Annotated in this window: 17 protein-coding genes; 5 read left to right on the top strand and 12 right to left on the bottom strand. The window is 63.7% G+C overall.

What is annotated here, in order from left to right; all coding sequences use genetic code 11:
- Positions 1-15: 15 nt before the first annotated feature.
- The 5 genes from RI103_RS23005 to RI103_RS22985 form a co-directional block, all read right to left on the bottom strand.
- The gene (locus RI103_RS23005; protein WP_310817826.1) at positions 16-771 is read right to left on the bottom strand and encodes a transporter substrate-binding domain-containing protein; all 756 of its coding nucleotides are present in this window, start codon (positions 769-771) and stop codon (positions 16-18) included.
- A 76-nt stretch (positions 772-847) separates the two neighbouring features.
- A complete protein-coding gene (locus tag RI103_RS23000; protein ID WP_310817825.1) occupies positions 848-1597 on the bottom strand; it encodes an IclR family transcriptional regulator in 750 nt (249 codons plus the stop codon).
- A 186-nt stretch (positions 1598-1783) separates the two neighbouring features.
- Positions 1784-2674, bottom strand: a complete 891-nt coding sequence (locus tag RI103_RS22995) for a transglutaminase family protein (RefSeq protein WP_310817824.1) — start codon at positions 2672-2674, stop codon at positions 1784-1786.
- Positions 2671-5325 (bottom strand): circularly permuted type 2 ATP-grasp protein, encoded by a 2655-nt coding sequence (locus RI103_RS22990; RefSeq protein WP_310817823.1) that lies wholly within the window; start codon positions 5323-5325, stop codon positions 2671-2673. The genes RI103_RS22995 and RI103_RS22990 overlap by 4 nt, the downstream gene beginning before the upstream one ends.
- A gap of 29 nt (positions 5326-5354) precedes the next feature.
- Complete coding sequence (locus RI103_RS22985; protein WP_310817822.1) at positions 5355-8828, bottom strand: transglutaminase family protein; 3474 nt, start codon at positions 8826-8828, stop codon at positions 5355-5357.
- 334 nt (positions 8829-9162) lie between these two features.
- On the opposite strand from RI103_RS22985, the gene RI103_RS22980 reads away from it, so the two are divergent.
- A complete protein-coding gene (locus tag RI103_RS22980; RefSeq protein WP_310817821.1) occupies positions 9163-10452 on the top strand; it encodes a putative zinc-binding metallopeptidase in 1290 nt (429 codons plus the stop codon).
- Positions 10453-10920: 468 nt separating this feature from the next.
- Complete coding sequence (locus RI103_RS22975) at positions 10921-12768, top strand: adhesin (RefSeq protein ID WP_310817820.1); 1848 nt, start codon at positions 10921-10923, stop codon at positions 12766-12768.
- A 100-nt stretch (positions 12769-12868) separates the two neighbouring features.
- On the opposite strand, the gene RI103_RS22970 is transcribed toward RI103_RS22975, so the two are convergent.
- From RI103_RS22970 to RI103_RS22960, 3 genes are all read right to left on the bottom strand, one after another.
- Positions 12869-14146 carry a DUF3443 domain-containing protein gene (locus tag RI103_RS22970; protein ID WP_310817819.1) on the bottom strand — a complete coding sequence of 426 codons (1278 nt, stop codon included), beginning with the start codon at positions 14144-14146 and terminating at the stop codon, positions 12869-12871.
- Between the two features lie 11 nt (positions 14147-14157).
- Positions 14158-14607 (bottom strand): DUF2844 domain-containing protein, encoded by a 450-nt coding sequence (locus RI103_RS22965; RefSeq protein WP_310818547.1) that lies wholly within the window; start codon positions 14605-14607, stop codon positions 14158-14160.
- 589 nt (positions 14608-15196) lie between these two features.
- A complete protein-coding gene (locus tag RI103_RS22960; protein WP_132377920.1) occupies positions 15197-15622 on the bottom strand; it encodes a phasin family protein in 426 nt (141 codons plus the stop codon).
- A 356-nt stretch (positions 15623-15978) separates the two neighbouring features.
- On the opposite strand from RI103_RS22960, the gene RI103_RS22955 reads away from it, so the two are divergent.
- The gene (locus RI103_RS22955; RefSeq protein ID WP_310817818.1) at positions 15979-16431 is read left to right on the top strand and encodes a hypothetical protein; all 453 of its coding nucleotides are present in this window, start codon (positions 15979-15981) and stop codon (positions 16429-16431) included.
- Between the two features lie 177 nt (positions 16432-16608).
- Here the strand turns inward: RI103_RS22955 and RI103_RS22950 are convergent, their stop codons facing one another.
- Positions 16609-16812: a hypothetical protein gene (locus RI103_RS22950; RefSeq protein ID WP_310817817.1), complete on the bottom strand. Its 204-nt coding sequence runs from the start codon at positions 16810-16812 to the stop codon at positions 16609-16611.
- Between the two features lie 289 nt (positions 16813-17101).
- On the opposite strand from RI103_RS22950, the gene RI103_RS22945 reads away from it, so the two are divergent.
- Positions 17102-17869: a DUF4410 domain-containing protein gene (locus RI103_RS22945; RefSeq protein WP_310817816.1), complete on the top strand. Its 768-nt coding sequence runs from the start codon at positions 17102-17104 to the stop codon at positions 17867-17869.
- Between the two features lie 85 nt (positions 17870-17954).
- On the opposite strand, the gene RI103_RS22940 is transcribed toward RI103_RS22945, so the two are convergent.
- Together RI103_RS22940 and RI103_RS22935 are read right to left on the bottom strand one after the other, a co-directional pair.
- On the bottom strand, positions 17955-18278 hold the full coding sequence (locus tag RI103_RS22940; RefSeq protein ID WP_310817815.1) for a dihydrofolate reductase family protein: 324 nt from the start codon (positions 18276-18278) through the stop codon (positions 17955-17957).
- A gap of 22 nt (positions 18279-18300) precedes the next feature.
- On the bottom strand, positions 18301-19398 hold the full coding sequence (locus RI103_RS22935) for an NADH:flavin oxidoreductase/NADH oxidase (RefSeq protein WP_310817814.1): 1098 nt from the start codon (positions 19396-19398) through the stop codon (positions 18301-18303).
- 87 nt (positions 19399-19485) lie between these two features.
- On the opposite strand from RI103_RS22935, the gene RI103_RS22930 reads away from it, so the two are divergent.
- The gene (locus tag RI103_RS22930) at positions 19486-19815 is read left to right on the top strand and encodes a helix-turn-helix domain-containing protein (RefSeq protein ID WP_310817813.1); all 330 of its coding nucleotides are present in this window, start codon (positions 19486-19488) and stop codon (positions 19813-19815) included.
- 127 nt (positions 19816-19942) lie between these two features.
- Here RI103_RS22930 and RI103_RS22925 read toward each other — a convergent pair whose 3' ends face one another.
- Positions 19943-20374, bottom strand: a complete 432-nt coding sequence (locus RI103_RS22925; RefSeq protein ID WP_310818546.1) for a response regulator — start codon at positions 20372-20374, stop codon at positions 19943-19945.
- Between the last annotated feature and the right edge of the window lie 178 nt (positions 20375-20552).

Genomic DNA, 20552 nt, shown 5'->3' with positions numbered 1-20552 from the left:
CGTTTGCTCAGCCGATTATTGCGCGGCCGCGCCGAACCACTTCTTGACGATCGCCGCATAGGTACCGTCGGCCTTGATCTTGGCGAGCGCGGTATTGAACGCCGCCTTCAGTTGCGGCTCGTCCTTGCGCACGGCTATACCGTAGGCTTCGGTCGTCAGCGGCTTGTCGAGGACGCGGAAACCGCCGCGTGTCTTCACGAGTTGATACGCGGCCGGCTTGCCGGTCACGGCGGCGTCGGCGCGGCCAATGCCCACGAGATCGAACATTTCCTGATTCTTTTCGACTTCGACGCGATTGATCTGCGGGAAATTGTCGCGCAAGAAGTTCACTGACTTCGTGCCCACCTGAACCGAGACTTTCTTGCCGTTCAGCTCTTCCGCCGACTTGATCGGTGAATTGCTCTTTACCAGCACGACCAGGCCGCCCGCGTAATACGAGTCGGTGAAGTCGACCACTTTCGCGCGTTCGTCGGTGATATAGATGCCGGAAATCGCCGCGTCGAAACGATGGGCGATCAAACCAGGAATCAGGCCTTTGAAGTCGATGTCCGTCCATTGGACCCGCTTGCCCATCGCCTTGGCGAGCGCATTCATCACGTCGACGTCGAAGCCGGTGCGCGCGCCGTTCTCGGTGTACTCCATCGGCGGGAAAGTGGCGTCGGTGGCCACGTTCAGCACGTCCGGCGTTTGGGCCGACGCGGCGCCGGAGAATCCTGCACAGGTCACTGCAAACGTGACGCAGGCAAGGGACAACAGTCGTTGCAGCTTCATGGGGTAGGCTCCTTGTGGTTTTGTTCAGTTCGTTCGGAATCCAGATTGAAGGCAAGCCGCGAACGGCATGCCTCGGTCAATCGGTTTGCATATACTCGGAAATGGCGCGGGCCGTACGTAGCGTCCCGTCGATGAATTGGCTTTCGCGGCCGATGGCGCGCGTGGACGGCGCCATCAGGGTGATCGACGCGCTGCTGCCGGCGCCGCGTCCGCTGCGATGAAATATCGGCGCGCTCACGCCCCACACACCCGGATCGACTTCGCTGTCGCTGACTGCATAACCCCGAGCGCGAATCTGTTCGAGTTCGGCTTCGATCGCGGCGCGGCCGGCGGGGTCGTTGTCGAATACGCTGTCGAGTACTTCGCTGCGCGCCTTGTCGGCCATGAACGCGAGCAACGATTTCGCCGACGCGCCCGCCTTGAGCGGTACGGCACGGCCTTTCTCGAACGAGCAGCGCAACGAGTGCTGGCTGTCGACCATCTCGAGACACATCACCTGATGCTTGACGGCGACCACCAGTCCAATGCTTTCCTGCGACGCCCGCGCGAGTTGCTGCATCTCGCTGCGGCTCGCTTCGACCAGCAGTGAGTTCACGTCGAAGCCGAGCGCAAGCTGCAAGCTGATCGGACCCGGCGCGTAATGCCCCGCGTTTTCCGCCACGAAACCCCAGCGCTTGAGCAAGGCGATCTGCCGGTACAAGGTGCTTTGCGCGAGCCCGGTGACGGCGAGCAAATCCTTCACCGACATGGCCTTGCCATGACTGGCGAGCGCCGCCAGCACGAGCAACACCCGTTCAGCCCCGGTCACACCTTGTTCCACATTCACGATGACACCGCCCGCAATCCATCACGGACTCAGAATGCCAGAACGTTCCCGGATTTCAAAAATCAGATTCCCGGTGAATGGGAATGGAGGACAAGGGTTTTCCCCGAGCGCGGCGAAAAGAAGGTGACGCGACGAATGCGCGACACGTCGAGCGCATTCATCCGGTCAGAAGGGCTTGCCGCAAGGCTAAAGCGCAAGCACCGTCACCCCCACCTCCACCCGATGCGCGCCGCCGCCGAGAATCATCCCGCGCAGCAAGGACACGTCGCTGTAATCGCGGCCGATGGCGAGCGTTACATGATCCATATCGGCGAGCACGTCATTGGTCGGGTCGAGATCGATCCAGCCACTGCCGGGGCAATACACCGAGACCCACGCGTGGGATGCATCCGCGCCGATCAGCCGCGGCTGCCCCGGCGGCGGATCGTTGCGCAGATAGCCGCTCACGTAACGCGCGGGCAAACCCAGCGAGCGCAAGCAGCCGATCATCACCTGCGCGAAGTCCTGACACACGCCGCTCTTCAATTCGAAGGCGCGTTCGGCGGGTGTATCGAACATCGTCGCGGAAGGCTTGTAGGCGAAGTCTTCGTGAATGCGGTGCATCAGATCGATCGCGCCCGCGGCCACGGGCATGCCGGGCGGAAAACTTGGCAAGGCATAGTCGCGCAGCGACGGCCGCGGCACGATATTCGGCGACGCGAAACAGAACTCCGCCTCGGGCCGGAACTGGCCGCCGACGCAAAAACGCAGCGCATCGGCCACGTCGTCCCATGCGGGCGTCACCTCCGGATCGAGGTCGGTCCAGCGCGGCATGAGCGCCACGGTCGTTTCGCTGACGAGTTGCAAGCGCTCGTGCGGCGCGTCCAGCGCGAAATACAGCACGTCGTTGCCGAATGCGTCGATACGGCTATTCAGATACGACGGCTCGGGCTCGATCTTTTCGCTATGCGAGACCACGCGTTGCCACGAACAGGCGATCGGCCGGATCGTCGCCAGATGCTGCGCGGTCTCCACATACGTGGAGTAGCGATAGGTCGTGCGATGCGAGACGGACAGCACGGTCGGCGCGTGCTTCATGACCACACCTGCGAGGCGACCGTGCTGGCGTGACTGAAATAGCGCGCGCTGATTTCATGCGCGGCCGCGCCGACAAATCCGCCAATCTGATCGCACACCGCGATCAGATTGGCGTAGGCGCCGTCCTCGTCGACGGCGCACAGCGATTCGAGCGTCGGCAACGACGCGGCAGGCGGCATCAGTTCAGCGAACGGACGATGCCGCGTGCTGCCCGCCGCCACGGCGATCTCGTCGAGCTTTTTACGCAGGCGCTCATACACGCCGTAGATGCCGCGCGGATTGGTCGGCTCGATGACCAGCAGGTCGAGCAAGGCCGGCACTTCGAAGCGGCCCGGATAGAGCGAGCGGTACGTCAGCGTGCTGTCGAACAATTGCAGCAGCAGATCGAAACCGGCGGGGGTCGAAAGCTGACCTTTGTCGGCAACCACGCGCAGGAACGAGGTCATCGCCGACACGCGTTCAATGTGACGGCCCACGAACAGCAGACGCCATGCTTCGTCACGTGTCATACGGTCGCCTTGCGCGCCGCTGATCGCGGACAACTGCACTGACAGATGTTCGAGCGCATTCATCAACGTGACGCGATCGTAACGGTCGTAGCGTTCGCCGCGGCCGTTCGCGCCGCCATTGCCATTGCCGTTGCCTTGTGATGAAGATGAACCGCCGCCGTAACCCGGAGCCGGCATCAACGTCTGCAATGCGTCGCGGAAATCGTTGCGCGACGCGAGAATCGTGCGCCAATGATCGTTCGACAAACGTCCGCGCACTTCGCCGTTCGAACGCGCCTGGGAGGTCAGGTTCTGGCCGATGCTCGCGGCGCCGGCGCTCTCGCTCAGATTGGCGACCAGCGCACGCTCGAAAGCTTGCGGCGAATGCGGCGCGAACATGTCGCGGGACTGCACGAGCCCGCAATACATGGCGAGTTCGACCAGGGTCGGGAACATCGCGTCGGCGTCGTTGCCTTCCAGCGAGCCGAGGATCAGGCGCAACAGCCGCACGTTGTTCTCGGCGCGTTCGCCGTAACGCCCGGCCCAGAACAGGTTTTCCGCCGCGCGGCTCGACACGGTGCGGTGCTTGCGCGCGAGGTCGGCGGGCTGCATCGGCGAAGGCAGCAGCGTGAAGGTCGAAGTCGGCTGGCTCGACAGCACCCACGTGTCGACGCTGCTGCCGCCGTACTGCATGGACACCGTGGCCTGACGCGCGGCGGCCATGCGCGTGAAGCCGCCCGGCATCACATGCCAGCCGCCGTTGACGTCCGCAATCGCGTAGACGCGCAGCACCGACGGACGGCGGCCGACGGTGCCGTCCTCGTAACGCGGCGTGCAGGAAAAGCGCTGCGCCTGCTGGATCGTGTAGGTGTCGGGCATGGTTTCGATCCGCTCGCGCCACGTCGACAACCGCTGCCGGCCCTGCTCCACGCCGGGCGGCGCATCGCGTCCGGTGACCGGCCACGTCGGCACGATGAACGCTTCGTCCAGCCGCGCGAACGCATGATCGCGCGCCGCCTCTTCGCCGCACCACCACGTCGCCACGCTCGGCAACACGAGGTCTTCGTCGAGCAGCACTTCGGCGATGCCGGGCAGAAAACCGTGCAACGCCGGCGATTCGACGAAGCCCGAACCCGGCACGTTCGAGACGATCACATTGCCGGCGCGCATCACCTGCAACAAGCCGGGCACGCCGATGCTCGAATCGGCGCGCAGTTCGACCGGATCGCAGAACGCATCGTCCAGACGCCGCAGCACCACGTGCACGCGTTCGAGACCGGCGAGGGTCTTCAGATAGAGCTTGTCGTCGCGCACGGTCAGGTCTTTGCCCTCGACCAGCGTCACGCCGAGGTAGCGCGCCAGAAACACGTGCTCGAAATAAGTTTCGCTGAACGGCCCTGGCGTGAGCAAGGCAATATGCGGCGAATGTTCGGCGCCTTCGCTGTCGTGCTGCATCGTGGCCTGCGCCGACTGGGCGAGCGTTGCGATCAGTTGCGAGTAGGTCGGAGCGAGCCGGCTCACGCGCATGGCACGGAACGGATCGGCGAACAGCGTCGACACGATCAGGCGGTTTTCCAGCGCGTAACCGAGGCCGGACGGCGCCTCGGTGCGATGCGCCATCACGGTCCAGTCGCCGTTGGGCGTGCGCGCCAGATCGACCGCGACCACTTGCAGGAACTGGCCGCCTGGCGGCGTGTATCCCTTCACCGAGCGCAGATAGCCGGGATGGCCGTAGACCAGCGCGGGCGGCAATTGCCCGCGCTGCAATAAGGTCTGCGGCCCATAAATATCGGCGACGATCGCGTTGAGCAGATGCGCGCGCTGCGTCACGCCGTGCTCGATATGCGCCCACTCGTCCTCGCTGATCAGGAACGGCAGCAGGTCGAGTGCCCATGGCCTCGGCTCGCCGTTATCCGCGTAGACGTTGTAGCTGATGTCGTTGTCGCGGATCTGCTGCGCGACCGAGGCGAGGTGATCGTCCAGGCGCGCGATGCCGTCTTCGCCGAGCCGCTCGAAGAATTGCCGCCACGGTTCGCGCAGCGCGCCCGCGGCGTCGCGCAACTCGTCCCAATGTCCCTCGTGGGCCGGCAGCAGGCGCAACAGGGACGAAGCGTCCGCGCGCGCCGCGGACGTTTCGAAAGGAAAAGTCGATTGAAAGGCCAAGGTCGTGTCGTTTTAAGAGTGTGCTGGTTTCACCAGTAGCGCAGGTCCAGTGTGAACGGAAATTCCAGACTGCGGTGCGGCGCATCGACCGTGAGCGGCCCCGGCGTATGTCCCGACGCGAAGAAGCGCGCGCGCCGCCGGCTTTCCGCCTCGTAGGCGTTGACCGGGAAGGTCTGGTAATTGCGCCCGCCCGGATGAGCGACATGATACTGGCATCCGCCCACGGAGCGGCCGGCCCATGTGTCGACCAGGTCGAAAGTGAGCGGCGCATCCACGCCGATGGTCGGATGCAGCGCCGACGGCTGCGACCACGCGCGAAAGCGCACGCCGGCCACATATTCGCTGGCGCGGCCGGTCGGCTGCAACGGCACGGGTACGCCGTTGACGGTCAGCACATGGCGGTTGTCGTTCAGGCCGAGCACGCGCACTTCGAGCCGCTCCACCGACGAATCCACATAACGCACCGTGCCGCCCGGCGAGCCCTCTTCGCCCATCACGTGCCACGGTTCGAGCGCGTTGCGGATGGTGAGCGAGACGCCGTTCACCGTCGTCTCGCCGACCAGCGGGAAGCGGAATTCGAAGTGCGGCGCGAACCAGCTGCTGTCGAACGCGAAGCCCGCGCGGTTCAGTTCGCCGAGCACGTCGTCGAAATCCATCTTCACGAACGTGCCGAGCAGAAAGCGGTCGTGCAGCTCCGTGCCCCAGCGCGTGAGCCGCTGCGTGTACGGCGTCTGCCAGAAGCGCGCCACCAGCGCGCGCAGCAGCAGTTGCTGCACCAGACTCATGCGCGCGTGCGGCGGCATTTCGAAGCCGCGCAACTCGAGCAGGCCGAGGCGGCCGGTTGGACCATCGGGCGAATAGAGTTTGTCGATGCAGAACTCGGCGCGGTGCGTGTTGCCCGTCACGTCGATCAGGATATTGCGCAGCGAGCGGTCGATCATCCACGCCGGCAGGCTCGCGCTGTCGCGGCCGCCGAGCATGTCGATCTGCCGCTGCAATTCACGGAACGCCACTTCGAGCTCGTAGACCTGGTCGTTGCGTGCTTCGTCGATACGCGGCGCCTGGCTGGTCGGCCCGATGAACAGGCCGGAAAACAGATACGACAGCGACGGATGGTTGTGCCAGTACGCGATCAGGCTCGCCAGCAGATCGGGACGGCGCAGGAACGGGCTGTCGGCGGGCGTCGCGCCGCCGAGCACGAAGTGATTGCCGCCGCCGGTTCCGGTGTGCCGGCCGTCGGTCATGAACTTCTCGCTGCTGAGATAGCTTTCAGCCGCGGACTGGTACAGATACTCCGTGTGATCGACCAGTTGCTCCCAGTTCGCCGCAGGATGAATGTTCACCTCGATCACGCCAGGGTCGGGCGTGACTTGCAGCACTTTCAGGCGCGCGTCGCGCGGCGGCGGGTAACCTTCTAGCACCACCTGCATGCGTAGCTCGGTTGCCGTCGCCTCGACCGCCGCGAGCAGATCGAGATAGTCGTCGAGTTCGGTGAGCGGCGGCATGAACACATGCAGCAGCCTGCGGCCGCTGCCGAATGCCTCCGTTTCTGCCTTCGGGCCGGCCGCCCGTTTCGGGTCGCGTGCTTCGACGCAAATCGCCGTGCGGATCGTTTCCTTCGACGACTGCCCGCGCGCCGGCGCCGCCTGGTCGCCGGGTTGCCGCGCATAGGCCAGCGCGCCGCCGCCGGGCATGCCGCTCAGCAACTCCGCCGCCGAAGACGACAACGCCGCCGCGCGCCGCGCATCGGCGGGGCTCATGGTGCGCTGCTCGCCGTCGTATTGCATGCGTAACTGCGCGGCCGAACGCAACGGCACAGGTGGCGCAAACGGATCGTGCGCGTGCTGGTACGGATAGTCGGTCTTCGACACCCACGGCAGCGAATCGAGCGGCAAGCGATAACCCATCGGTGAATCGCCCGGAATCAGGAACATGCGCTCGTCGCGGAAAAACCAGCGGCCGCTGACCCATTGCGGCGCCTCGTCAGGCACCTCGCGCTCGCGCGCGAGCGGCAGCACGAAACCGGTCGCGCCGCCCAGGCCCGCGTCGAATACGCGGCGCAGGCGCACGCGCTCCAGTTCATCGTCCAGCCGTGCGTCGAGTGGATCGACGTTGACCGGCAGACGGCGCTCGCGCCACAGGTAGTACCAGACGTCCTCGAAACCGGGCTGGATGCAGTCCGTGTCGAGCGAGAGTTTGGTCGCGAGATGCGCGAGGAAGCGTTGCGCGTCGGCGGCGGTGTAGGTGCCGGGCTCGCGTTCGTCCGCGAACAGCGATGGGTCATGCCAGCAGGGCTCGCCGTCGGCGCGCCAGTACAGCGACATCGCCCAGCGCGGCAATTGCTCGCCCGGATACCACTTGCCCTGGCCGATATGCAGGAAGCCGTTCGCGCCGTAGCGCGAGCGCAGCTTGTCCATCAGCGCGACCGCGTAGCCGCGTTTGGTCGGGCCGAGCGCGTCGGTGTTCCATTCGGCCGCATCGCGATCGCGCACCGAGACGAAGGTCGGCTCGCCGCCCATCGTCAAACGCACGTCCATGTCTTGCAGCTGCCGGTCGACCTGCGCGCCCATGTTCAGCACGTCGGCCCACACCGCTTCGCTGAACGGCTTGGTGACGCGCGGCGTCTCCAGAACACGCTCGATCGACATCGTGTGTTCGAACTCGACCTCGGACTCGTCGACAGCGCCCGAGATCGGCGCCGCGCTGCCCGGCTCGGGCGTGCAGGCGACGGGGATATGCCCTTCGCCCGCCAGCAGCCCGGAGGTCGGATCGAGGCCGATCCAGCCGGCGCCCGGCAGGTAGACTTCGCACCACGCGTGCAGGTCGGTGAAGTCGACCTCGGTGCCGCTGGGGCCGTCGATGGATTTGACGTCGGGCGCGAGTTGCAGCAAGTAACCGGACACGAAGCGCGCCGCCAGCCCCAGCTGCCGTAAGGTCTCGACCAGCAGCCAGCCCGAATCGCGGCACGAGCCCGCGGCGCTCGCGAGTGTTTCCTCGGGCGTCTGCACGCCCGGCTCCATGCGGATCAGGTAACGGATCTCGCGTTGCAAACGTTGATTCAGGGCGACGAGAAAGTCGGCGGTACTGGTGGCCGTGCGGTCGATACTCCCGACAAACTCGGCGAAGCGCGGTGTCATCGCCCGCTTGACGCGGTACGGGGCGAGTTCCAACGCGAGGCCGGGCGAATAGTCGAACGGAAATTGCTCGGCCGAGGGTTCGAGAAAGAAGTCGAACGGGTTATAGACGGCCATCTCGGCGACCAGATCGACGGTCACCTTGAATTCGCGCGTCTTCTCGGGGAAAACGAGCCGGGCCTGATAGTTGGCAAACGCGTCCTGCTGCCAGTTGATGAAGTGTCCGGCCGGCTCGACTCGCATCGAATACGAGAGAATCGGCGTCCGGCAATGCGGCGCAGGCCGGAGACGCACGACCTGGGCCGACAGTGAAACCAGCCTGTCGTAACGGTAATGTGTGACATGATGCAACGCGACGCGTATAGACACACCGGACTCCTGGACGAAGGATGGCAGCCCGCCAAAAAGCAAGCTTCATGCCGTTTGTTGAACGCAAGTTGAACAGGTGCAAAAAACCGAGTGAACTGCCCGTACTGCCCGGATCACCGCCTGCTTCGAAGTTTGCCACGCGTGACCGACCGTCCGGTCGACCGAACACAGCACCCTTCCACGCCATTTCCAGGTCCGCGCACCAAAGCGGCGCAACGCCCGTGCACGATCATGCACGTACTGTGCGTTAAACCAGTGACGTCTGGCAAATGCGGCATGAAGATTGCGGCGGGTGTTCTCCTATGACTGTCCTCCCATCTCCCAGGCTCGACCGATGAAAACCTTCCACTGCAATCATTGCTCGCACCTTGTGTTCTACGAAAACGTTCGCTGCGAACGTTGCGAGTCATTGCTCGGCTATGTGCCTGAACTGGCGGAAATCAGCGCGTTCGAAGATGCCGGCGAAGAACGCTGGCGCAGCCTGCATCCGGGCGCCGAGGGCGCACTGTTCCGCCAATGCCACAACTATGCCGTCGAAAACGTCTGCAACTGGATGATCCCCGCCGACTCGCCGGACGTGCTGTGCCGCGCCTGCCAGCTGACCCTCATGATTCCGAATCTGAGCGCGCCGGACAACCGGCTCTACTGGTATCGGCTGGAGATGGCCAAACGCCGTCTGCTGTACACGCTGGCCGAACTCGGCCTCGACGTGAAGTCGCGCCAGGCCGATCCCGAGCACGGGCTCGCGTTCCAATTCCTCGAGGACGGCGGCGACGGTTCGCGCGTCATGACTGGCCATGATAACGGGCTCATCACGCTGAACATCGCCGAGGCCGACGACGCCTATCGCGAGAAAGTGCGCACCGCGATGGGCGAGCCCTACCGGACCCTGCTCGGACATTTCCGGCACGAGACGGGCCACTACTACTTTAGCCAACTGGTGGAGGACAATCCGCGCTGGCTCGAGCCGTTCCGCAAACTCTTCGGCGACGAAAGCACCGACTACGGCGAGGCGCTGAAGACCTACTATCGCGACGGCGCGCCGGCTGAATGGCAGGCGTCGTTCATCAGCGCGTATGCCACCATGCATCCCTGGGAGGATTGGGCCGAAACCTGGGCGCATTACATGCTAATCGTCGACGTGCTGGATACGTCGACCTCATACGGCGTAGCGCTGCTGCCCGACGACCCTAGCGAGCCGACGCTGACCGACCGTACGCCGGTGGAAGACGCGAGCTTCGAGAATCTGATGAAGCGGTGGTTTCCGCTCACTTATGCGTTGAACAGCCTGAACCGCAGTCTCGGCATGCCGGACGGCTACCCGTTCACGCTGGCTGCGCCGGTCGTGGAGAAGCTGCGCTTCGTGCATCGCGTGATCGAAGGGGCCGGCGACAAGTCGCAGCCGCGCGAAGCGGCGACGCCGCCGGGCCAGGCTGCGCCGGCGCAGCCGCTTGAACCAGCGGCGCAGCCCGAAATGGGGCAAACGGTGGATGCGGCGGCGGTTGGGGCACCGATCGACGCGACCGCCCTACCGCTGCAACCCGTGGCATCCGAACCACCGTTGCAGCAGGAACCCGCCACCGTCCAGGCCGCCCCGGCGAAGCGGGCTGCTCGGCGGCGCTAGCCGGGTTCTCCGGCGCAAAACCGACATGACTCGACAGACCCGCACACGCGCATCCTGAACAGTTGCGCGGGCGAAACCCGATCTCCGGATCCATGCACGGCAACGGCGACGGCGACAACCGCCTCGGTCCGTCCGCGCCATGCCGGGCAACCGCTTCCTGAAACCTGTCTGTCCGCCGGAGACCACCCAACGGTCATGTCGAGACGCCACACTGTCTCGCGCCACGATCGATCTCAAAAACCTTTCTCAAAATAAGACTCTTCCTAGATGCAGCCCGGTCGAATTCTTTGACAATCGGATCCAGCCGGCGACACCCGCAGCACGCGCAAATCGCCCTCAGTCAGCCCGACGAGCTTCGAACAAGCGTCACAACCCGCCACGGTTGCAAACGCCCCGCCGCCCGCCTCCTTGTCATTGAACACAACGCGCATGCGGAACAACGTATGCCGTTCACCATCGACCCAAGCCATGAGCACCGAATTTTCCCTCGATCGTTTCGAATCCCAGATCCAGTCCCGTGACTACGACGCCGCGCACGAGGAATTCTCCGCGCTGCTCAAAACGCTTTCCGAAAAACGCGGCACGCTCGGCAGCGAACGCTTTGCCCGCAGCGATCCGGACTCGCCCAGCCATGAAGAATCGCGACGCACCCTGCAACGTATCGCCGACGGCTTTACGGCGCTGTTTTCCGCATCCGGGTACACGCTGCCGCCGGAAAAAATGAACCTCATGTTCTGGGGCCGGCCGTGGATCAACATGATTTTCGCCGTGACGTCGTACGGCTCGACCGATCACATCGTACGCAAGCTCCTCGAAACCACAACCGGCAGCGACGACGCAGCCGCGCGCGACGCATTGACCCGCAAGCAACTCGTGCTTTACACGCCGAGCTCGCAATACGACCTTGATTTCGCCGACCTCCACCGATGCGACCCGGTACTCGCCACGAGCCTCGGCGTGTCGATCGTCGCCGGGGCCGTGCACATTTCGCCCGCCTCACATGAAAAACGCGAACGGCTGCTCAAATGGTTGCCGAGCGCGCTCGACGCCATCGAAGACCTCGACGACTTGCCGACCTCCGCCGTGTGCGGCGCCTACATGCATTGCAGTTACTCGACCTCGCCCGAGCGACACGCAATCAAGCGCAGCATCAACAAGCTGGTCCGCAACAAGCTCGGCACGCTCGGGCTGCTCGACCATGAGGCCGGCGTCGGCCGTACGCGGATCAAAGGACGCAAGCCGGTGATGCTCGTAGTGCTCGAATGGTTCACGGGCGGCCACACGATCTATCGCACCCATTCGCGCACAATGCTTGCCGCGCGCAAACATTTCGAGGTCGTCGCGTTCGGCGAGGCGCAGCATGTGGACGAAGCGGGCCGCGCGATTTTCGACCGCTTCGTCGAATTCGAGCATCCGGAATATATCGGCGACTGCATTCGCCAGATTCAGGAATTCGCGACACGCGAGAAACCGGACGTCCTCTATATGCCGAGCGTCGGCATGTTCTCGCACACGATCTTTCTGTCTAACCTGCGCGTGGCGCCGCTGCAGATCGCGGGTCTCGGCCATCCCGCCACGATGCACGCGGCGCAGATCGACTATGTGAGCGTCGAGGAAGATTTCATCGGCGACCCGACATGCTTCAGCGAAAAAATGCTGCGTCTACCCAAGGATGGCCAACCGTATGTGCCGTCCAGGCTGCTCACTGAGATCGTGCCGTCCGTGCCGGCATGCGGCGCAGTCGTCAACGTCGCGGTGACCGCCAGCGCGATGAAGATCAATCCGCACTTCCTTGAAACGTGCAAGGCGATCGTTGACGCCGCTCGCGTGCCGGTCAAGTTCCATTTCATGACCGCATGGAGCGAAAGCATCGATCTGGCGTACGTCAGAAAGTCGATTTATGCGACGTTGCCGGAATCGTGCGTGGACGTGTACGGTTCGCTCAGCTATCCGACGTATCTGAAAGTCCTCAACAAGATGGACATGTTCGTGAGCCCGTTTCCGTTCGGCAATACCAACGGCATCGTCGATTCGTTCACGATGGGCCTGCCCGGCGTCAACCTGTGCGGGCGTGAAGTATTCGAGCATATCGACAGCGGCCTCTTCGAGCGCGCGGGTTTGCCGTCATGGCTGACCACTCACTCGGTCGATGAATACGTGCGTGCCGCCGCCCGGCTCGCCGAACAGCACGACGAACGCGAGGCACTGCGCCGGCGCCTGATCGACGAGAAAGCGGTCGAGCGCATCTTCGTGGGACGTCCCGAGGCGTTCGGCGAAGGTGTATTGAAGTTGCTGAACAGCCTCGACAAAAAGTAAGCAACCCGACCGAGTCAACTGACGGGCCGCGACGGAAGATGTTCCGTCGCGGCCCGTTTTCACATCCGGCAAATCCGGCGATCGTCGGCTGTCGCTCGACTCAATACGCGACGTAAGGTCCCGTGCCGCCGGGTGTCGGCTGCTGCTCGACGGCGGCGTACACATTGCGGCCGTAGAAGAACGGCAGCCCCCAGTCGAAGATCTCGGATTTGACGAAAGCCGGTCCCGCCAGCAGCGGCAGCGCCGAATCGCCGCTATACGTCTGCGCAATCGTCGCGGCATTGCCGACGCTGAAATTCACCGCGCTCGTAGTGCCGTCCACGCCCTGAATCATCGCGCTCAGTTGCTCGGTCGATACCGGACAGTAGTACGAATTATTCGGACTCGCGCATACCGGCAACGCATTGGTCTGGAAGAACAGGCCGGTCGAACCGCTGTCCAGGATACTGCGCGAATACGTGGTGCCGTTCTGCACGGTCGTGAACGTGCCGTTCGACGGACTCACGCCGATCACCTGCGCACCGCCCAACGTATTGTTGGTCTGCGTGCCGATGCCGAACACCAGTTGCCCGGTGACTGACTGCGCGGCTCCCGACACTTGCGGCAAACTCAATATCGAGCCGTTGTTGTCGGTGGCGAAGTACGGAATCGGATTCGCCACCTGCAGTTCTTCGGCGAGCGGAATCGATGCGCATGTCGTGCCGTTACAGCCGTAGTAGGTGCCGGCCAGCGTCTGCTGCGCGCAATTCGCGCCGCAATCGTGCTTGAACACACCGATGCCGAGAATGCCGTTCGCCTGCAGCGTGGCCGGCGTGTTGCGCGATGCGCCGAGGGCCGCGCAATCGGCGGGTAGCGTTGCATAATTCGGGTCGATTAACTGGATCGGCAGCGAAGCGGCTTTTTCGCCGGCAATCTGCAAATCGGCGAGCTTGACCGCGCCCCACGTGTAGCCGTCGAAGAACTGCATGCATTCGGCGACCAGATTGCCCGAGGCGTCTTTCTGTTGCGGCAGCGTCATCGAAGCGGGCAACTGGGATGCGAACAGGCGCACGCCCCACGACCCGGTATCGACCAGCACGTGGTCGATGGTTTGACACTGCGTCGTGCCCGGCGTGCAGATCGTGAGACTGACGAACGGCATGTTCGGCACATCGCTCACGCCGGCGTCGACCGTCACGCGCACCGCGTTCGTGGCGAGCGCTTGCGACGACGGCGACGTATTGCCCACGGAGGGACCGGACGAGGGACTGGTCGAACTGCTGGCGCCGGCCGCGCTGTTCGAACCGCCGGATCCGCCGCCCCCGCCGCCGCAGGCACCGACGAGCAACGCGAGCAGGGCCGCGCATAGCAAGGTCTTGCACGAAGACATATGACGCATGAGCCGCTCCGTCATTGGATGACACCGACATCGACGCCCGCTGGCACCACTTGAGGCAGATAGGCATGCCCCGAGAACGCGCGCAAATGTCCTCCGGAGTACACGACCAGGTCGCTGCTGGAAACCGCGAGCGGCGTACCACGGCGCGTCGCGGTGGCGGCGACATACACGTCGAATGAAGCTCCCAGCACGGATTTCAGATCCGGCAGCGTCGGCCCTTCCCATGCGACACCGAACACGATGCCATTGGCCGCGACGTACTCGCGCACCAGCGTGCCGGACGGCAGCGTCATCAGGTGTACCGAATACGCGCTTTGCGTAGTGGCGGTGTGAGCCACCGCGCGCAAGCGGGACTGATCGCCATCGACGGTGCTGACGTTCTGGCCGAGCGTCGCGTGCGCGGCAAACGACAGCGCGCAGCTTGCCCCGAGCATCTCGCGAGCAATGCGGGAATAAAGCATCGGTTTCAAGAGAATTCCCTCGAGGTGGAACGCCCGTGACCGGGCGTCGAGCCGATCACGAACGGGAACCAAGGGCGCACGCTTCGTCGGTGGGGCCGAGGCTGCACCCACACTGGTTGAGCTGCGTAAATGCGTCTACGGAGTGGTGGCGCGAAACTTTAGGCATCGCAGCGAGGCGCGGCAATGGTTTGCAGAACGATTTGAACCTTTTGTCCGCGCGACACCGTTCGAGCCTGTTTGATATTTCAGGACCGGATCGCCAAGGGGCGGCGCGTGAGCGAACGTTTTTGCGTCACGGCTCGTTTGATGCGAACAGCGAAGCAAACTGCCCCGAGGTCCGCGCAGAAAAAAATTCATGCGCGTACGAGTACGCGGTAAATGTAAGCGGACGCTAAAAAATTGCGTGCAAGGAGGTTTTCTTCTGATAATAAAAGGGCTGAAGGCCCTTTTCGTGTGAAGAGAAAACAATGAGGTGATCGCGACTGGCAGAATGAAAAATGCCGCGGATGACTCGAGAGTCACCGACGGCATCGGCCATTCGAACGTCACGCGTCTCCTCTATTCGAGCGATTCGACGCGTCGGCGCCCGCTATTTTTTCTGCTGCTGCAAAAGCGATTTAAGCTCCTGCACGTTCTCTTCTACGCGTTTTGCGATCACCGCGTACGACTCGGCTTGCGTCTGATAAGCCGCTTGCGCCAGTTGCTGCATATCGGCAAGTGACTTGTGCAGACTCTGCTGGATCAACTCGGCGGCCTTGCCTGAAGGCGCGGCACCGCCGGCCGACAACTGGCCCGTCAGCGACTGCAATTCGCTCAGGGTCGAGCGCAACATGTCGGCCTGCTTCTGCGCAAGCGACTGCATCCCCTGGAAGGCCGTCTGATTCGCCTGAACCAGTGCTTCCATGTCCTTGCGTCGCGCTTCCATGATGGCGGGTACGTCGAAGCCGGGGAGCTTGAACTGCTCCAGCATTTTGGTGAAATCGCCAAACGGATTGGCGGCGTCAGGTCGGTCCATGCGAAATCCTCCTTAACGGTTGAATACTCGCCGGCGGTGCATCGCCGCGTGATGTTTCCGTGACGCATGCACTGGTGGCGTCGCGTGCGCCGCGCGTCCCGCAGACACTGGTTCTGGGGTCGGACGGCACATCGCTCAATCATGCGCCATCCGGACACAATGCGCCAGCGGGCACACCCTGGCTCGCGCCGCGCCGTCGACGGGCGTTGCCGGACATCGGCCGGGAGGTTTGGGCGGCATGGAAGGCCCGGTAAGTTACAAGGCGGCTTCGGTAACCCGACGAAACGGCATGTCGATTATCGTTGCCATGCGCCGGCGCACTGTCGCGCCGGCGCTGTTTCGATGGGAGCGACATCATGAAAAAGACAATGCTGAGCGCGGCACTGAGCGCCGCCCTGACCTTGGCCGCGACGGCCGCTTCTGCCCAGCAGACGCCGCCGTCCGCGGCCGCTTACACGCACGGCGATCCACAACGTGGCGACGAGCCGCCGCCACATGGCCGGATGGGCCGGATGGGTCCGGGGTTCGCGGTCATCAACGATCTGGAACAGTTGCGCCGTCTGTATGCCATGAGCGGACATCAAGGCGAAATCATCGCCGTATATCACGACGTGCTGAACAAGACGCAAGATCCGATGCTGCGCCATTACGTGCATGACTCACTGGCTCGCGAGCAGTTGAAGCCCGCCAATCCCGAGCAGGCGATCGCGACGTTGCGCGCCAGTCTGTCGGAAGACCTCGCCGCCGCGAACCAGGCGGCGCATGGCGAGCCGGGCGAGATGCCGCCGCCGGCTCATCAGGCGCAGTAAATTCTCGCCATGGCGTCGCGGCGCAAGCTTCGCCGTGACGCCGCATCTGAACCACGTGGCAATTTCCGCGCAGACGTCTCCGATTGAAAGCGCTCCCGCGCACAGGCTGCCCAACCATTCAGCATGCTTCGTTAGCTTTCCCACATTGCCGCTTCACTGACCACTTTTCATCTTCCGTCAGGTGATTAGGATATGAGCACTGCAATACTGGTGCCGTGGTGAAGAATGCGCTACCCGCTGAACATGGCCGTTGCCGCCGTCCTGCTGCTTTTTGTCCTTGGCTGCATCATCAAGCTTGCCTTGAACTGATGGCCGGCACGCACGACGCCGCACGCGCCTTTGCACGACCTCACGCCGCTTGCCGGCGCAGTCGATCCACATCCACGCATCCTCTCTTTTCCAGCCACGTCCGCTAATTTTCGCGGCACGCGAAAGCTCCGCGCGACGCCCCTTCACGCCGTGACATTGGACGAAATAATTGTTGAATGGAGTTCGGAAAGCGGCTCGCCCATACTTCGTTTCGCTGCCGGTGCGTACGAAACAGAACGCATGAGATCAAGGGTGCTTCACGTGCGAGACGCTTCGCCGATGATCAACGATCCTACGGTTGCCCGATCATCGAGAGAACCGTTCGAACATTCCGGCACCGCGTGCCGACGACAGGATCAACATGTTGACTTCAGTGAAATTCCTCAAAAACAAAGCCGCCCGTTTGGGCTGCGTGGCGATGTTCTGCTGCAGCGCGCTGCTGACCGGTTGTGCCGGCAGCGGCATCAAGGACGCAAGCGCGGCGAGCGCGCCGGTCCAGGTGCGCCCGGACAACATTTACGTCTACACCTTCGACGCCAATCCGGACCAGGTCAAACTGGACAGCGGCATGATGCAGAAAATGAAGACGCAACTCGGAGGTTCGTCCGCTGCACAAAAACAGATCGCCGATGCCGCCGAAGTCCGCGAACAGGTCGCCGACGAAATCGTGCATCAATTGCAATCGATGGGTCTGCGCGCCATCCGCTCGGACATCCCCGCGCCCGCCGACCAGAACGTGCTGCTCGTGCAAGGCAGCTTCGATACGATCGACTCGGGCAATCGCCGCCGCCGTCTGCTGATCGGCCTCGGTGCGGGCAAGAGCCAGGTCAGCAGCTCGGTGCAGATTCTGTATAAGCCCGCGGGCGGCGCACCGCGTCTCGTGCAAACCTTCACCGCCAATGCCGACAGCGGCAAGGCGCCCGGCATGGTCGAGACCGCGGGCGTGGGCGCGGCGGCCGGCAGTATCGCAACCTCGGCGGCGGTGGGTGGCGGCTTGCATGCCGTATCCGAAACCAAACGCGCCGGCGTTTCAGCGGATGCGAAACGCCTCGGCGACTCGGTGGCCAAACAGATCGGAGAGATCGGCGTAAGCGGCGGCTGGCTCTCGACGGAGCACACCAAAGGTTGATAGTTCGCGACCGGTTTGCTGAACCGGGCGAGTCATGAACAGCACGCGGCAGAGTGGAATCCGATCCCACTCTGCCGTTGGTCTTTTAAGCCTTCGTGTAGCGCAGCCACACCGAATCGTGTTCCTTTTTCTCAACGGACGTGAGCTTCAGATACGCCGGCGCCCGCCACTTTTCCATCGCCACTTCGAACGAAGAAGGATGTTCACTGCGGCCATCCACCAACGGCAAAATCAGCACACTCACTTCATCGACGAGACCGGCGTTCACGAACGCGCCGCTCACATGCGAACCGCCTTCCACGATCAGCTTCTTCACGCCAAGTTCGCGCGCGAGCGTTTGCACGACCTTGCCGAGATCGAGCTCGGTCTTGCCGCCAAACACGTATGAGACGCCGATTGCCAGCAACAACTTGACGCGCGGCTTCAGCCGCTTAGGCGACCTTGTAGCGTTCCAGCCAATGCGCGTAAGGCGCCGGCAACGTCCACGAGGGACGCTCGATGCCGAGCTTCTTCGCCGCATGGTACGGCCAGTGCGGATCGGCCAGATGCGCGCGGCCGACCATCACCAGATCCAGTTGACCGTTCTTCACCGAAAGGTCCGCCAGTTCCGGCGTATCGATACCCCACGCCGACGAAACCGGAATGCCGGCCTCGCGGCGCACGCGCTCGGCGATCGGCGCAAGGAACGCCGGCGCCCACGGAATCGCCGCCGTCGGCGTGGAGAAGCCGACGCTCACGCTCAGCATGTCCAGGCCTTCGCGCTTGAAATTCTTCGCCAGTTCGATCGATTCGGCGAGGGTTTCCTCGTCACGTCCGTCGTACTCGATCACGCCGAAACGCGCTGTCAACGGCAGATGTTCCGGCCACACCTTGCGCACCGCCGCCAGCGTTTCGAGCAGGAAGCGGCTGCGGTTGTCGAGGCTGCCGCCGTACGCGTCGTCGCGTTGGTTGGAGTGCGTCGAGAAGAAGCTCTGGCCGAGATAGCCGTGCGCGAAATGCAGTTCGAGCCATTCGAAGCCCGCGTCGCGCGCACGCCTGGCGGCGGCGACGAAATCTTCGCGAACGCGCGCAATGTCGTCGAGCGTCATGGCTTTCGGCACCTTGGGCAGACCGCCGCCGAACGCGATCGCGGACGGCGCGATGGTTTGCCAGCCGCGGCTGTCGTCGGCGGCGATGTGGTCGTCGCCTTCCCACGGACGGTTGGCGCTGGCTTTGCGGCCCGCATGGCCGATCTGGATGCCGGGCACCGAGCCGGCGGCCTTGATTGCCGCGACGACCGGCGCGAAAGCCTGCGCCTGCTCGTCGGTCCAGATGCCGGCGCAGCCCGGCGTGATGCGGCCTTCGGGCGACACGGCCGTCGCCTCGACGATCACCAGCCCCGCGCCGCCGCGCGCCAGACCGGCGAGGTGAACGCGGTGCCAGTCGTTGATCAGACCGTCTTCAGCGGTGTACTGGCACATCGGCGGAATGGCGATCCGGTTGCGCAGGGAAACGTCTTTGAGCTTGTACGGCTGGAACAATGCGGACATCAGGCTAAACTCCTCTGGACTTGCTTGTACGGTAGTTCGATGAAAATCGAATAACGAAGTATCGCAGAAACCTTTATCATTTGCAGGATGCGCACTTATAACCACCCTCCCGCTGAGGACTTCGCGCTCGGCCGGCTCTTTCATGCCCTGAGCGACCCGGTCCGCCTGGAGATCGTGCGGCGCCTCGCGTCGGTCGACGAGGCGACCTGCGGCGAACTCGACGGCGGCCGTCCGAAATCGAGCGTGTCCCATCACTTCCGGATCCTGCGTGAGGCGGGCCTCGTGCGCACGCGCGTGGCCGGCACCGTGCATCAGAATTCGCTGCGGCGCGCGGAACTGGACACCCGGTTCCCGGGCTTGATGGAGGCGATTCTCAAGCAGATCGTCGAAGAACCGGCGGTGAGCGAGCCAGCTTGACGGCGGCGTCCTGACGTCGCGGCGCGACGACCGCGCAGGCGGCGCGCGCGCAACGCGGACCGGCCAGCGAGCCTAGCCACCGCCCGGCAAAAATTCCAGCACTCAAACGCGCCGCGATCCGGCGCTGCTATTCCCGCCACAGCTTGCGCATCAGCGCAAGCAGCGCCGTCGGCGGCGTGCCTTTTTGACAATAACCGTCGAAATTGTGACGTGCTTTGCCGGTTTCCCTGACGTGATCCTCATCGAGCGACGTGAACGCGACGATGCCCAGACTCTGCGTCGGCAGATAGCTGCGTAGCGCGCTCGCGGTTTCATAGCCGTCGCGCTCCGGCATCATGATGTCGAGCACCACGACGTCCGGCACCCAGTCCCGCACACAGCGCAGCGCCTCATCGCAGCCATTGGCGGCACGGGCTTCCACGCCTTCGTAGGAGAGGTAGGTGGCGAGAGCTTCGGCGGCGCCGGCGTTGTCGTCGACGACCAGCACGCGCGGTACTTCATGCAGTACCCGGATCTCACGGGCGCTCCACCTTTGGCAAGTAGCGGGGGTTCGAGGCATGTATGTGACAGCTTGCGATAAAAACATCAGCGGGCAGCAAGCGGCATACCAACCAGCCGTGGAAAGGGGCGTCACGACACCGGGCATGCGGACGACCTCACTGGCGAAGAGCGCCGGGATGGCGCTCAGCCTGACGCAACGCGCATGCCATCGGCGCGCGACGCGGAGATGGCCGGCT

It is taken from the genome of Paraburkholderia sp. FT54 (assembly GCF_031585635.1).
GTDB lineage: Bacteria > Pseudomonadota > Gammaproteobacteria > Burkholderiales > Burkholderiaceae > Paraburkholderia.
The sequence above is the reverse complement of the archived record's forward strand: the minus strand, read 5'-3'. Positions and strand labels throughout refer to the sequence as shown.

Bases quoted from the DNA above. Each gene is read 5' to 3' on its own strand.
- RI103_RS22930 (WP_310817813.1), top strand. From the start codon at position 19,486: ATGCGCACTTATAACCACCCTCCCGCTGAGGACTTCGCGCTCGGCCGG.
- RI103_RS22975 (WP_310817820.1), top strand. From the start codon at position 10,921: ATGAGCACCGAATTTTCCCTCGATCGTTTCGAATCCCAGATCCAGTCC.
- RI103_RS23005 (WP_310817826.1), bottom strand. From the start codon at position 771: ATGAAGCTGCAACGACTGTTGTCCCTTGCCTGCGTCACGTTTGCAGTG.
- RI103_RS22965 (WP_310818547.1), bottom strand. From the start codon at position 14,607: ATGCTTTATTCCCGCATTGCTCGCGAGATGCTCGGGGCAAGCTGCGCG.
- RI103_RS22955 (WP_310817818.1), top strand. From the start codon at position 15,979: ATGAAAAAGACAATGCTGAGCGCGGCACTGAGCGCCGCCCTGACCTTG.
- RI103_RS22935 (WP_310817814.1), bottom strand. From the start codon at position 19,398: ATGTCCGCATTGTTCCAGCCGTACAAGCTCAAAGACGTTTCCCTGCGC.
- RI103_RS22970 (WP_310817819.1), bottom strand. From the start codon at position 14,146: ATGCGTCATATGTCTTCGTGCAAGACCTTGCTATGCGCGGCCCTGCTC.
- RI103_RS22945 (WP_310817816.1), top strand. From the start codon at position 17,102: ATGTTGACTTCAGTGAAATTCCTCAAAAACAAAGCCGCCCGTTTGGGC.
- RI103_RS22980 (WP_310817821.1), top strand. From the start codon at position 9,163: ATGAAAACCTTCCACTGCAATCATTGCTCGCACCTTGTGTTCTACGAA.
- RI103_RS22995 (WP_310817824.1), bottom strand. From the start codon at position 2,674: ATGAAGCACGCGCCGACCGTGCTGTCCGTCTCGCATCGCACGACCTAT.
- RI103_RS22925 (WP_310818546.1), bottom strand. From the start codon at position 20,374: ATGCCTCGAACCCCCGCTACTTGCCAAAGGTGGAGCGCCCGTGAGATC.
- RI103_RS22950 (WP_310817817.1), bottom strand. From the start codon at position 16,812: ATGTGGATCGACTGCGCCGGCAAGCGGCGTGAGGTCGTGCAAAGGCGC.
- RI103_RS22960 (WP_132377920.1), bottom strand. From the start codon at position 15,622: ATGGACCGACCTGACGCCGCCAATCCGTTTGGCGATTTCACCAAAATG.